Consider the following 14735-nt stretch of genomic DNA (forward strand, 5'->3'; position numbering starts at 1 on the left):
CGTTCGCCGCCGTAGCGACTCACAAGCTCCAAAACCACTAACCACCGGGCTTTCCAGCCCGTCGCATCTTCCTGCTTCGCCGCTTTCGCTGCGTCGCTGTCGTTGCGAGAGACGAGATATTAGTCACGTTCCACGAACTGCGCAAGCACTTTGTGAAACTATTTTGAAAAGGCGCCAAATCCCGCCACTCGCTATATATAGCGAGTGGCGCACGATCGACGTCTGATCCACCGGGCACCATCAATGAAAAACGCCGCAGGTGCCAAACAACGGCCCCTGCGGCGTTTTCCTTTCCCTCACCCTTGCGCGTCGACGATCAACGCATCAGGTTCCTGCGCTCCGTCGGCGTGAGCGCCTGCATCTGCGCTTCACTCAGGTTCATCTGTCCGAGGACCTGCACGGGCGACGCCGGATCGTAGCGGAACATCCGGCCGTTATCGGCACGCGGCTTGCCCGCCGCATCGCCAGACGTTGCCGCATCGATCATCCGTACCGAGAAGATCGACGACTGGTTCTGGCGCGACGACGCCCGGTCACGCGCTACGGCATCCTGCGCCGCAGCCGCCGCCTGCGCTGCCGTGGCGCTGGCATTCGTCAGCGCCCCCACGTTCACTGCGGCAATGGTCGGAATGCCGACGGACTTGCCCTGCACCTGAATGTTCTCGGCGTTCATGACCCGCAGCGCCGCGATATTCACGTTACCGGACACCCGAATCCCCGCCTCACCCGCGTCGACCGTGCCAAGCGGTGCGATCAGATCGATGTCGCCCGGCGGAATCTCCGGGATCGGGTTCAGCGTAGCAATGCCGGCACCGGTGTTCGGCGTGGTCGGCGACAACGACACCAACCCGAGTTCGTCGTACACCCGACGTTGCGGCGTGTAGACCACCGTCGATTTCGACCCACGCCCCGCGTTGATATCCCCCTGCGCCGACCAGGCCAGAATATTGCCGCCGAACGTGGTGAACACACGGCTCTGACCGAGCAGGATGCTGTCACGCGCATATAGATCGACATTGCCGCGTCCCTGCGTGAGTACCCCCGAGCCTTCACCCGGTACGAAGCCGCCGTCCACCCCCACCAGCGTGCGCCCGCCCGGCGTGAGAATGCTCACCCCGCCGCCGAAGTCGGTATGAATGCCGGCGTCCTGCACTTCGTAGTGAGGCACAAAGTACGCCGGACTGCCCCGCGCCGCCCACTGCTCTTGCGTCAGATACGCCACGCCGGGCTTCGGGCGCGTCGTCGAAATTCGCCCGATGTTCTCAAGGTAATAGAGCGCACTGCTGTACATCGTGAGGCTGCCGTCGTACTCGATCGCAGCGCCAGACGCATCCTTCGCGGGGAACAGCGTGGCAATCGCTTCGCGCCCCCGCAGATAGCTCCCTGCACGCTGGCCGCTGGCGTCGTTGTACTCACGCCCCGAGGCGCGCAACTCCGCGAAGTACACGTCACGCAGATAAGCGCGCTGCTGCTCGGCCGGAAGCGCATCGAAGAACTGACGCGCATCCATCGACGCCGCATCGAATTGACGGCCAAGGCTATTGCGGCCGCCAAAACGCGTGGCAAGCCAGTTCACCAGATAAAGCTGGCTTTGCTGCCCGAACTCGTTGCGCAGATCACGCTTGGCCACACCACCGCCGCTGCCCGCCGCCTTACCTGCCGCGTCGAGCTCCGCCTGTTTCTGGACGAGGAACGCATCGGCCCCGGCGGCAGTGCCGTCGTAGCCAAACTCCTGACGCAGCCAACCCGGGAGCGTGAGTTCTCCGCCATACACGACCACCGCCTTACCGGGCTGATCCGCAAACGGCCGCGAGCCGTCTGCCTGATTCGCCGCATCGAGATACCGGGCGGCGAACGCCTTGAAGTTGATACCGTCGAGCCCCTTCGGCCCCACACCGGCGGCCACCGCAATCGCCGCCCCATTGCTCCGGTCGCCCGCCTTGACGTTGGCGAGCGCGCCGAGACTGCGCAATTCGGCCTTGTCGCCCATGAACACGTTGCGTCCCGCGGTGATTTCCAGCACCCCCGGACCCGCCACGTAGAACGTGCTGTAAAGAATATCCCGGCCCGCCGACACCACGGAGACATCGTCTGCCGAGTTCTGCACGATCAGATTGCCGCGCATCGTCGTGCTCGCCACCGTCATCGGCCGCCCCGGGTTGTTCACCGGGTCCCGGAAGTCCGGCGTCGTGGTCCAGCCGGCGAACAGGCTGTCGGTGTCCAGATAGGTGCCCAGCGGCGTTCCCGAGCTGACAATGTCCCGTCCGGCCCGGATGGCCACCGCGCCGTTGCCCTCGTACCAAGTCGGCTGGGTGCCCTGTTTGGGCTGAATGCTGCCGCGATAGTCGATCCCGCCGGTGTGCAGGCCCACGATATCGCCCGTGAGTGCGTAGAAGCGCGCCGGGGAAATACCGGTGAAGTCGTAACCGGACACAGTCGCCGGGGTCAGGCTAAACATCGGGAATATCGTTGCCGAGTCCCACCCCGGGGTGGGGATGAGCTCCGGTGCCAGCGCGTCCTGTCTGACATTGGTGAGAAAGACACGGCCAAACCATGCCGTTTGCACACCGCCGGCAAACGCCGGATGCTGCGGCGTAGGCAGGGCCGTCGGATCTGCCGCCGAGCGGCTGATCGGGTAACCCGACCCATACACCGAACGCCCCGCAATCATCTCGAGCGCCCCGCCATCGGTAGCGACCTTGAACAATGAACTGACGGGCTCGGGCGCCAGCAACGCAGGGGTATCGCCGATGGTGACGGCCGAGGCCCTGTCGGTAATCGCTGTCGCCGAAAAGCCGTTGTAAATATTGCCGCTCGCGGCCACGGCACGAAGCGTTGCCGGCAGCACGAAGCGACCGTCGGTTGGGGCATAGTTCGACCCTTTGCGATTGTCGGCCATCGCGGTGAGCGGCGAGAGATTCCCCCCCACGCTGAACAAGTCGATGGCAGTCGAGGGCGTCCACAGCGTGAACCAACTGAAACCTTCGCCGCTGTAGTCGACACCGCCCGCCGAGAACGGCGTGCCATTGGTTCGCTGCTGCAAGCGTGTCGCGTCACCATAGCCGCCGATCACCAGATCGCCACGTGTGTCGATGCGCGCCGCCGAGTCGCCGAGCACCAGCGTCGGGCCACCGGTTGCGAGCGCCGTTTGCGCCGTAAATACATCGCGCGCCCGCGCTTCGCGCAAGTCGGGTGCCCCGAAGCGGGTATCGACACCGCCAAGCGCTCCCGCTTCGATGCGCGTCGCCCCGCGCAGATTTGTGAACGTGCCGTTCAACGCCAGATTCCCGTTGCGCCAGTCCGATGCATCGTTCACAGCGGCGCCGATCGATACCACAGCGCGTGCTTCGCGCACCGGGTTCAGCCCGCCGCCGATACGCACGTCGAGATCGCCGCCCCCCGTCAACTGGATCTCAGAGCCGTCTGCCGACATGCGCCCGGTGCTGCCGACCGACACGTTCAGGCCTTCGCTACGCGCCGTCGCACGCGTACCGTCGGCACTTCCCGGCCCGATGCGCGACTCCAGCATGCCGGCATTGCCACCGGCTTCGAGCACGACATTGCCGCCGCCGAGCGTGCCAAGTCCGGTGAAGCCGATCAGGAACGGCGCCGTTTCATACACCGAGTAGCCGGATTGCTTGCCGACGGCGTAAGTCCCGAAGTTGATCCACCAGGCAGCGGGCACGCCACCTTGTGCGATCGCGGAACCCGATCCCTGTCGCCACAACCAATTGCCGACGTTGCCGGAATCCGGCACCGCTCGCGGCACGCCGAAGCTTGTGGCGCGCGAATACCCGTCGCGCTGGCCAACGGTATCGCCACGAATATCGCCCTGAGCGCGCACGAACAGATTGCCGCCGTGCTCCGGATACCACGCGCTGTAGAGACTCTGTGTACCGCTGACGTACTTCTCGAAGGATGTGCCGTCTGCGCCAAGCACGGATGCGTTATTGACCTTGGCACGGGCGAGGTTATAGGCGCTCGTCACATCGCGCGCCTGCGTACCCGCCGTGTAGACCCCGAACGGCGAGTTCATCGTGAAGTTACCCGCCGCGAGCATGTCGAGATCGCCCGTGCCGGTGCGCACCACGCTGAAGACCGGCTCACGCGCGGGCTGCGTCTTCTTGTCGTACTCGGCGGGGACCCCCGGCGTCACGACGTGAAACGCGTCGTAGTACCCGTTCCACATCTCGATGTCTGCGGGCGTCGAGACGCCCCAGTTCGCCCAGTCGTCATCCGTGACGATCTCGCCCTCGACACCGCCCATTTGCCAGGCATCCGGCCCCCAACGCCAGACCCCGAGGGTGCCGGTTCCCGGCCGGAGCACATCGAGTTGGCCCATGCCGTAATGGGTATCCGAGAGAATCAGATGACCGTCGGCGCCCAGCGGCTGCAACGCACGCGGATCGGCCGCCGACGTGTCGGCGCCCGCGACGAGCCGCAACGACCACGACGCCGAGCCCGCCTGAAGCATCGGTGAAAGCGCGTGGATCAGCCCCTGATTGCCGTCGGCATCTGCCGGACGAACGTTGACGAACAGCACGCCCCCCGGCAGCTTGACATCGGTCTCGGAGGGAATGATCGCGCCCTTGCGCAACTGCATATCGACAGCAAGCTTCAGGCTCACCGGCATCACGGCGCCCGCAGGCCAGCGCATGGCCCCTACCGACGCCTCGGTGGGCAGCAGCAACCCGGCATCGAGTTGCATACCGGAGCGCAAGGTAAGCGCCGACGTCAGGGCGGTACCGGCCGGATACACCACGTTGCCTGCCGCATCACGCACGGCGGCCCCGAGCACGGTGCCGGCAGGCAGCGTGAGATCGGCGGCAAGCGTGGCGAGCGCCGGCAGACGCGTGCCAGCGGGCAGCTTCGCCGCCGCCACTTGCACGTCGTAATTGAGCTTGCGTTCCGCCGGGAAGGCGGTGCCAGCGGCGAGCGTTACCAGCCCGCCCACCGGCACCACGGCATCACCGCCCCAACCGGCCTTTCCGCTGGTCAGCACCCACCCCTGACTGTCGACGTTCGGCGTGAGCTTGCTGGTGTCGAACCCGTCGCTCAGGCTGCCGAATATATTCAGATTGCCGCCAGCGCGGATCGTCAGCGCACCGGCTTCGCCGCTGCCATACACACCGGTCTTCTGCGTGTTCGGATTCAGGCTCGCGTAGCGATAGCGCGACAGATCGATGTCGCCGTCGAGGTGAATATCGCCATTGGGTGTCGCACTGACGATTTCGACACCCGGGCGCAAATGGAAAGCGTCGGTGTAGCGGCGCAATCCGGCCAGACGCGCCAGCAACGCGCCATTGGCCAGCGCGTTCGACATGAACGTCTCGTTCTGCGCGTGCAGCGCATCCAGATACGCCTGATTGACGACCTGATACGGACGGCCGTCGACCGTCACGTCCGTGCCTGCCGGTGCTTTCGTGTCGCGGAACATCCCATTGACGGTAATCGAGCGCGCACCGTCGATCACGACGTTGCCGCCCGCGTCGATGGCAATGTCGTTGCCCAGCGCCTCGTTCGCGCCGCCGAGCCGCTTGGCGCTGATCTCGACCGTGCCTGCCGAGAGCGGCGCGCCATGCTTGTCGTTCGTGCCGGCGCGCACATCGAGCCGTGCGCCATCGGCCAGCACCACGCGCCCCTGCGCACCGTTGATCTCGATGACCGCACGGTTGGACGCCTCGATGGGCTGACCATAGCTGTCCAGACGCAGTGTCGTGCTGTGCGCGTCGAGCACGGCGTTGCCGCCAACCGTCACACCATCGCGTGCCGACAGACGAATCGTGCCCACCTGTGCGCCGCTCGCGTCGACACGTCCAAGCACGTCGAGCCGCCCGCCGTCGATCGACAGCGTGATCTCACGCGCCTTGAGCTCGTCGCCTACGACGAGATCGCCCTGCTTGATCTGGAAGCTGCGGCTGCCGAAGACACCGCCTTCGGTCAAACGCGCGTTCAGCGCCGCGAAGTCGTCGATGCGCTGTGCCCGAATATCCACACCGCCCGCCGAGAACGGCACGAACGTACCACCCGCGTCGTAGCGCCCGCTGGCACTGCCGAGCAGCTTGCCCGCCAGCGACACGAAACCGCCCGCCGGTGACAACGCAGAAACGCTGAGCTTGCCGGCCCGGTTCTCCACCGCCGACAAATCGATGCGTGAACCCGCCGTCTGGCGCACGTTACCGTTCGCGCTCGACACCACCACATCGCCACCCCAACTGTATTTGCTGGTGTCGAAGAAATCGAGCTTGCGTCCGGCGAGGTCGAGCTGTGCGCCGTCACCCAGCGTCACATCGCCCTGAGCGGCCACCGTCAGTCGGCCGCTCGGCAGCACGACATTCGTGTCGATGATGGCGGCGCCGCCCGCCGTCAGTCCGACCTCCGCGCCCAGCGCTGCGACCAGTGCGCCGTTGTCGACCACGGGTTTCGCGCGCGCACTGGCGTTGGATACCGACACATTGCCACCGGCGATGAACCGGTTCACCGATCCCGCCGCGCCGGTGAGCAGCGGCGTATCGATAACGATGTCGCCCCCGCTGTAGTCGAAGTTCTGCTTCTGATCGTTCCACCCATTCTGCGAACGATAGACGGACAAGGTGCCCTTCTGGTTGGCGCTCACGCGCTCGCTGGCGTTTAGCGCCACCGTCGAGAAGCCGACGGCCATCCGGTTCATGTCGTGATTGACGTCGTACTGCGTGGCCGGCCCGAAGCCGAACTCGATCTCGCGCGCATCGATGGACAACCGCCCGCTGCCGGTGCCCGCCCCGCCCGCGACAATGGCACCCGCCGGCGATTTCGATCCGGTCCACACAAGCCGGTCGGTCCGAATGCGGGCGATCGCATCGCTCGTCCCGTATCCGAAGATGGCGGGCGTACCCAACACGAGCGTATCGATGGTCGATTTACCCGTCGCTGCGTCGATGGTCGAGAGTTCGACGGAATCGTAGAAGTTGATCGATTCGCGCGCGATGAGCGAAAGGCTTTCCAGCGCAGGCGCGCCGTAAGTCCTGTCGCCACGCATCAGCCGCGAGAGCACCGCTTGGTTGAGCGTAAGACCGGCGGCCAGACGTCCGTCCGCCGCGAGGGCGTCGAGCGACGCCTGATCGCCGACATTGACCCGGCCGACGGCGAGCGACAACTGTCGCGTGCCGTAGCGCACGGCATCGGAGATCGTGAACCGCTTGTCGGTCGCCACCGCAATTGACCCTTCGGAGAGCAGCAGCGATTCGCCCGAACATGCCGCGCCCGCCGCGCAAACGCCGAGGTCGATATAACCCGCCCCGAACGAATCGCCAATCGTGGACGCCACCGGTGCGAGCATGGAGAGCCGTCCATTGGACACCGCGAGCACCCCCGCCGCGCCCGGCGCGTAGGTATACCCCAACGTCGAATCCCACATCGACACGCCGTAGCCGAGTGTATTGATGCCACTGCCCTGCTCGATGGTGATGCCCCTGGTCGGCGAGCTCGTCACGATGAAGACTTCGCTGCCGCGAAGCACCGCGCCGCCGCGCAGCACCACGTTATTCGCGCGGCCGGAGAACCCCGCCGTGGTGGCATTGAGAATCGACCCCGAGTTGTCCTGAGACACAACCGGCAACGCACCGATCCCGACGCGTGCTGCGCCGATGGCGTTCAGATCGTCGGCCTTGAGTGAGATCAACGATTTGTCGCCCTGCCGGGGCGTCGCGCCTGCCCCAATAATCTCGATGTTGTCGGCATTCACCAGCAGGCTCGCGCCGTAGCCGCCCTTGGCCGGTGCGACATTGACCGTACCCTCGAAGCGCAACGCGGGCGTGTCGCCAACCTTGCCCCAATAAATGTCCGGCAAGAACATGAGATCAAGGCGCTTGGCGTCTGCCTCGAGCAGCGAACGCGGCGCACCCACGCGATCACTCGTGGCACGCGCGAAGTCCGCATAGCTCATTTCGTTGTACTGCGAGTAGGTCCGCAGGACATCCGCCGACGTGAGCACGACCTGCGTCGGGGTGGCATTGCGAATGGCGGTGTTGTTCACACTCAATTGCGCCGGGAGCGTCAGCGACCCATTACGCATGGCGACCGGCGCCAACCCCGCCTGAGAGACGGCCTGCGTCTGCAACTCCACGCGATACGCGCCGGGCAGCAGCGCGAACGTCGACGGCAGCAGCGTGTAAGTGCCCGCCGGCAGTCCCGGCACGCCAGCGCCGATGGTGATCTGCTGGCCGGCGAGCGGGGCACCGGCCCCGGTCTCGCCCACGACAGGGGCATAAGCCGGTTGCGCGCCGGGCACGATCGCGTACACCGGATTGGAAGAGAGCGACGGCAGACGGAAACTTCCCTTCGTGCCGGTCTGCACCACTTGCATGAGCGGCGCGAGACGCGCATCGGTAGAGCCGCCACGCCCGGTCAGGAACGCCGCGCCGCGAATTTCGCCACCGCCCGACAAGTCGATCACGGCGCCCGGGTCCGCAGCGACCGAATGGCTATACACGATCACCGACGGCCCACCGCCCGCCAGCCCGTACACCGCGTCTGCGGCAGCATTGAGATAGCTCAATCCGTCGAGCGTGCCCCCATAGGGCATCACCAGTCCATTGGCACTCACTGACGTCACGCTGCCCGGCAACAAGTGGAGAACGCCGTTGGCTTCCGTGTCGAGCGATGAACCGAAGACGATGCCCCCCATCGGGGCGCGCAACACGCCGCCCTGACGAATCTGCCCTGCCAGAAGGGTCATACGGCCGAACAGCGAGTACGGTTGCGGCACCAGACTGTCGCCAACGCGCTCGACGGTCAGCACACGATCCGGGTCCAGCCTCGTCGTACGCACGCAGCAATCGCTCGGATAGCTGCGCTGCCCCACGACAATCTTTGCGGTGGCGTTCTGTCCGGGATAGATCTGCACTGCGGCCAACGTCATGTCGCCGGGCGAATAGACTTCGGTCTTGTCGAGCAGACGAAGGTCGCCGGTACTGCGCAACGCGACGTTACCAAAGGCATTGCGCAAGACACTGACAGGCGTCCCTGCGTTGGTCTCGATGGTCCCTGCCGTGCCGAACTGCATCCGGCCCGCTACGTCGATGAGCGCGCCGTCGATTTCGAACTTTGTCTTCTCGGCCAACAACGGCGCGCCCAGTGTTCCAGACCCCTGCCCCGAGTTCTTCGACCCGCTCACCGGATTGGGAATGATGTAGTTGTCGATCTGCTGGCGCGTCGGGCCGGCGAGTTGCACATAGGGCGCGGCGAGTCGAACCTGTGTGTCCGGTGCGGCGGTCGTCGCCAGACCAAACGAACTCGCCGTCAGACGAAGGCTCTGACCGAGCGCCAGATTGACGTTGCCGTCGAAACTCATCATCCCGTTCGCGAACAACGCCAGGTTGTCGAACCCGCCTGCCGTCACACGGTCCACACCGATGCGCGCGCTACCCATCGTCAGCCCGCCGCCGAGCGAACCCGGGGCCAACGTATCCGAGAGCCGGCTGTTGCCCTGCGTTTGCGCCACGGTCAACTCGTGCGCGACACGGACGGAATCATCCACCATGGGGCCGCGCAACGTGACGCGATCGACCATGCCGTAGGTGAGCGTCTCCAGCACGACGTTCAGCGTGCCACCCGCGGCACCTGCACCACCGGCTGCCGCCTTCATGTCGCCGTCGAGATAGAGGCCGCGGCCCGACGCCAGCGAGATAACCCCACCGTTACTGACCACGTGCGTGCGGCCCTGCCCCGGCACATCGATGTCCGCCGCCGAGCCCGACGCATCGAGCTGCGCCCCCGGGCGCACGATCACGAACGCGTCGGACGCATCGACTTGCGTGGCTCCCGCCACATACTTCGCGCCGATCTGGATGGTGCCGCCTGCGGCGACTTTGCCGGAAATCGCGCCCGACGCACCCTGCGCCACGACCGCCCGCGAGGCCACATCGATCACGGAATTCCCACCGAGCCAGATCGATGTCGGGGTGAACATCCCCTCGGGGCCGTCATACCCGTCGGTCGCGCTGAACAAGCCGGGCAACAGGCTGACCGTGCCCGATACCGCCCGGAGGGTGCCAAGCACTGTCATCTGCCCGTTGCCCGTCAGCGTAATGCTGCGGCCCGGGTCGACTTCAATCCGCGCGCCTTCACCGACACTCAACTGCCCGCGCTTGCGCATCGCACCGGCGGACAGCGCGATGTCGGCCCCGCCACGTTGCGTGAGAGTGCCCTTCGCGGCGTCGCTTTGCCAGACGGGTGCCAGCAAGACCGACATGACGCCGGACGGGTCGCTGCCACTGAAAGCGCCACCTGCCGCTTGTTTATCGATGTTCAGCACCGGCATGACGACATCGAGGCGCGTGTTGTCGGCCACCGTCACATTGCGCTGGCCGGTCACGTCGTAACGCGAGAAGCCGGTCGAGAAGAGCGACGTGTCCAGCCACGTATCGCGCAAGGCGACCACCGAAGCCGGGCCACCGATCACAACGCTGTTGCCCGTGTTCAAGGTCAGCGTACCGCCACCGCTCACGCCGTAGCCACGCAGTGCACCGTCAAGATGCAGTTCGCCGTTGTTTTTGCCGGCCGCGTCGTACTGACTGGCGAGCAGCGAGACGTTGCCGCCCTTGCCGCCGCGCACCGTGCCACCCGACAGCAGGGCAGCGCCCGACGACACATCGATGGTGCTGCCCTGCTGCACCCGCACGTCGCCGGTCGTCGAAAACACGACGCTGCCGCCGTTGAGATACGGCATACCGTGGATGCCTGCCTCGCCGTCGTCCGCCCGGCCCCACAGCCCGCGCACGTCGAGCGTTACACCATTCGCCACCTTGACGGACTGGCCGCCCGTCACGAGCGCCGGGTCCGTCAGGGGCGAGTCACCCCATGTACCGTTGCCAGACGTCGCCAGCATGCGCATCAGGACGTTGCCCGCCGCAATCGAGCCGCCGCGCGCCGTGATGTTCGCGCCGATGTTCACACGCGTAGCATGCAGACCCACATCGCCGCCGTCCGCCACGCGAATGTCGCGCGAGAGCGTGACCTCGTCCGTTGCCAACAGCTTCACGCCGCCGAATTGCTGGCGATTGAGCCAGTCGGCGTCGATCGTGATCTTTCCTGCGCGCTGCGCATCCAGCGGGCTTCCCTGCGCAATCGTTGCCGCGAGCGCCTGAACGTCGCCGACATCGATGGTGCGTGCGATAGCCGACGGGCTGTCGCGCAGCGAGAGCGAAACGTCGTCGTAGTACGGCGTGAGCTTGCCGACAACCAGTTGACCGGCACGCGGCGCAGCAAGCTGCGATTGCAGATACCCGTCGTAAAGCCCTCGGTCGGCCGCCTGTGTCTGGCGCGGGCCCTGAAAGACCGTCGTATCGACATCGCCTTCAAGCACGACCGACGGACCTGAAACAATCAACCGCCCGGCGTCGCGCCCGACCGTGTAACCGTTCTCCAGACGCTGCCCCGGCGCGATGAACAGCGTAGCGTAGCTCTCGGTGGTGCCCTTCCCCCAGCGAGCGTGTTCGAGCTCGAAGCCGCGATACACGCCGAGATAACGAAGATCGCCCGGTGCATTGTCAACGCGATACAACTGCCCGTCGGCGCCACGCAGCCAGCTTTGCCGGATCATGCCGGTCTGCACGTCGAGCGTGCCGCCTGCCAGATTGATGAGCGAACCGGCGCGCGTGACCACTTCTGCACCGCCCAGTTGCACCGTGCCGCCCTGTGCCGCCCACTCGCCAATGCCGTGCGAGGCCGTGTTCAGATACCCGCTCACCTCCAGCAGGCCGCCCTGCGTGTACCAGCGGTCGGTGGTGTACCCCTGCGTTCCGGCAGGCACGCGCACCAGATAGCGTCGATCGATGTAGACGGTCAGGTTGTTGAGCATGTGCGTGTCGCGATTGCTCGGCGCATCACGTTGCTCGTTGCCCTGCACATTGACTTCGAGATTGTTTGCCGACATCGACATCTTCACGCCCACGGCGCCGGAGACATCGAGCTTTGCGCGCTCCATCGCCATCGCGCGGCGCGTGGCGAGCACGTTGATCTGGCCGCCCGTGGCCAGCGTGAGCGAGTCGCTGTCGAACAACACGTCGCCGGACGACACGATCTGCACGAGCGACTGATCGCGGCGATTGAAAAGCCCCAACTCTGCGACCTTGTCGGCCTGCGCCAGCAGCGTGGTGCGCTGCGCATCGAGTGCCGCATCGCTCGACGTGTCGAGCACGATGGCGTTGATCGCGCCGGGGGCAACGCGCACCAGCGCATTCGCATCGCCGTTGGCGCTCAGGTGAATCGTGCCGCGCGTATTGACCGAAGTGCTCGAAACCAGCACGCCGGTTTGTTCGACCTGCCGGGCCGCGAGCGTGATGTCACCAAGCTCGGCCAGGATCAGCCCACTGTTGCTGACGCGACCCGCGGTCGAACCCGGCAACAGCTTCGGTTCGACCTCATTGCCGCGCGTGCTGGAATTCAGATTGCCGTCGGTGCCCACACCGCGCCGGATCACGAACGAGTCGCCACCGGCCAAGACCGTCTGCCCCGAGGGCGTGACGATGGTGCCGCGATTGTGCGCTTCGCGCCCGAGCAGCAACACGTAGCCGCCGCCCTCGGTAACCGACTGCGGACGCCGCGTATTGATGCGGGCACCCGCGTCTACCGTCACGTTGGCGGTAGCGCCCGTGTGCGACACGCTCGAGCCGCTCACCTGAAGGTCGTTGGCGAAGGTCGGCACCGTCGCGCCGGACACGGCCGCGCCGTAGATCCCGCGATTGAACTGATCGTTCGTCATGCCAACGGCTGCCGCCACGAGATTGCGCGTATCGACCTGCGCCGTGCCCGTGAACTGAATGCCGTTACGGTTGACGATCATGACCGTGCCGTCGGCCTTGATCTGCCCTTGAATCTGACTCGGACGGGCCAGCGGATCGTTCACGCGGTTGAGCACGGCCCAGCCCGGCTGCTGCACGAACTCGACCGTCGTGCGGCGGCCAACGTTGAACGTCTCCCAGTTCAGAATCGCCTTCTCGCCCGTTTGCTCGATGGCCACCTTGGTGTTGCCCGCGGCGTCGCGGCTCTTCGCGATGTCCTTCTTCGCGTTGATCCAGCCCGCCGTGAGGCTATTGGTGTCGACCTTCAGGCCGCCTTCGGCCAGACCGTCGGGAATCGTCTCGGGTGTGGCAGCGGCCGCCTGACGTGCGGCAGTCTGCGCGGCCTGCATCGCCGCGATGCCCTGCGCAGCGGTGGCGAGATTGGCAATCGAGTTCTGGAGCGCCTGGTTGGCGCGTTGCTGCTGCTCGCCCGGATTTTGCAGCGACGATACCGGCATGCCGTTCGGCAAGCGGCCCGTCTGCGCGGCCGTGGATTGCGCCGCACCGCGCGCGGCAAACCACCCGTTGCTGAAGGCCTGTTGGGCTTGTGCCGCGCCGATCATGGCGCTAGTCGCGGCGAATACGGCGACGGCCTGAGCCAGCGGCCGAATGCGCGGCAGACGTGCGCTGGCCCGCGTGCGTGTTGATAGGGAAACTACGCGCTTTTGCATGGTCATCTCAATCCCGTCTGGCGTCTCGTGCGGCCGTGGGACGTTGTCTCGCGACAACGCCAGCGACGGCCCTGGCAAGTTTTCGTTCAAGCGATGCGAACGCTTGACGCTCTCGGGATTAAGACCGTTCGGCGCGAGCCAATCGGCAAGGATTTATTTGAATCTTTCGTGACACGATCCGATCGTCACGAAGCACAACGTGCACGTTCAACCGAGCAGGACGATGCCGCCCGGCAAGGTGTGTGCGGAGAGTTGCAGCGAACGCTCGATCTGACCCAGCGCCACGTCGAGCGAGCGAATGGCAAAGCGCCCCGTCACCGGCCGTGCAGCCACCTTGTCGTTCACCAGCACGACCTTGCCCGGCCGATAGCGATTGATCTCGTCGATCACCTCGCCGAGCGGGACTTCGGCGAAGCGCAGATACCCATCGCGCCACGCCGGCATGTCGTTGTCGCCAACGTTCACGAGCGACTGCAAAGCGCGCTCGTCATAGACCAGTTGCTGGCGCGCGCGCAATTGCACTCGCCCGGCCGTATGCACGACGTCGGCCACGCCCTCGATACACGTCACGCACACTTTCTGCGCTACGTTGCGCACTTCCACCCGGGCACTGCGGGCAATCGTACGCCCGGCCCCCGCGACGATTTCGAACGGTGCCGATGCGCGCGTGGTATCGACCGCCGCTTCGCCGCCAAGCAGATTGATGCCGGGTGTTGTGCCCGCGCTCAACGCCATGCTGGTACGCGTATTCATTTCGACGGACACGTTGCCGGCCAGCGCGATCGTGCGCTGCTCGCCGGTACCGGTGCTGTAATCCGCGCGCAGGGCGGCCGTGCCCGGCAACAATCCGAGCGGCGCACCGATCACCGCCACGCCTGCGACGGTCGCGAACGCGCCGGCCGTTCCGGCCAGCCACCAGCGCCGACGGGGATCGAAGCCCCGCGTGGCTTTTCGTTCCGGTGCCGGTACCGCCGGCTTTGCCGGTGCCATGCAAGACGCAGACGCTGCCTGCTGGGCCGCTTGCGTGAGGTGTTGCCACTGACGACGCGCGTCGGCGAGCGCCTGCGCATGACTCGGGTCGCGCCGCGCCCATTCGCGCAGCGCATCGCCATCGGCATGCGTCATCTCACCGGCTGCCATGCGCCGCACCCAGGTCATGGCCTGGCGCTCAAGCGCGTCGAGACGCCGCTTCGGCGGCAACTTGGTTTCGGGTCGAGAACTCATGGCGTCACCCCTCGCACGA

2 protein-coding genes are annotated in these 14735 nt (G+C 65.9%); both read right to left on the reverse strand.

Annotated features, from left to right (window positions below):
* Nucleotides 1–316 precede the first annotated feature (316 nt).
* Nucleotides 317–13492: a filamentous haemagglutinin family protein gene (locus tag CDV46_RS15505; protein WP_176399093.1), complete on the reverse strand. Its 13176-nt coding sequence runs from the start codon at nucleotides 13490–13492 to the stop codon at nucleotides 317–319.
* A gap of 207 nt (nucleotides 13493–13699) precedes the next feature.
* Nucleotides 13700–14716 (reverse strand): FecR family protein, encoded by a 1017-nt coding sequence (locus CDV46_RS15510; protein ID WP_087723483.1) that lies wholly within the window; start codon nucleotides 14714–14716, stop codon nucleotides 13700–13702.
* Nucleotides 14717–14735: the final 19 nt, after the last annotated feature.

Source organism: Pandoraea sp. PE-S2T-3 (assembly GCF_002179965.1).
Classification (GTDB): Bacteria; Pseudomonadota; Gammaproteobacteria; order Burkholderiales; family Burkholderiaceae; genus Pandoraea.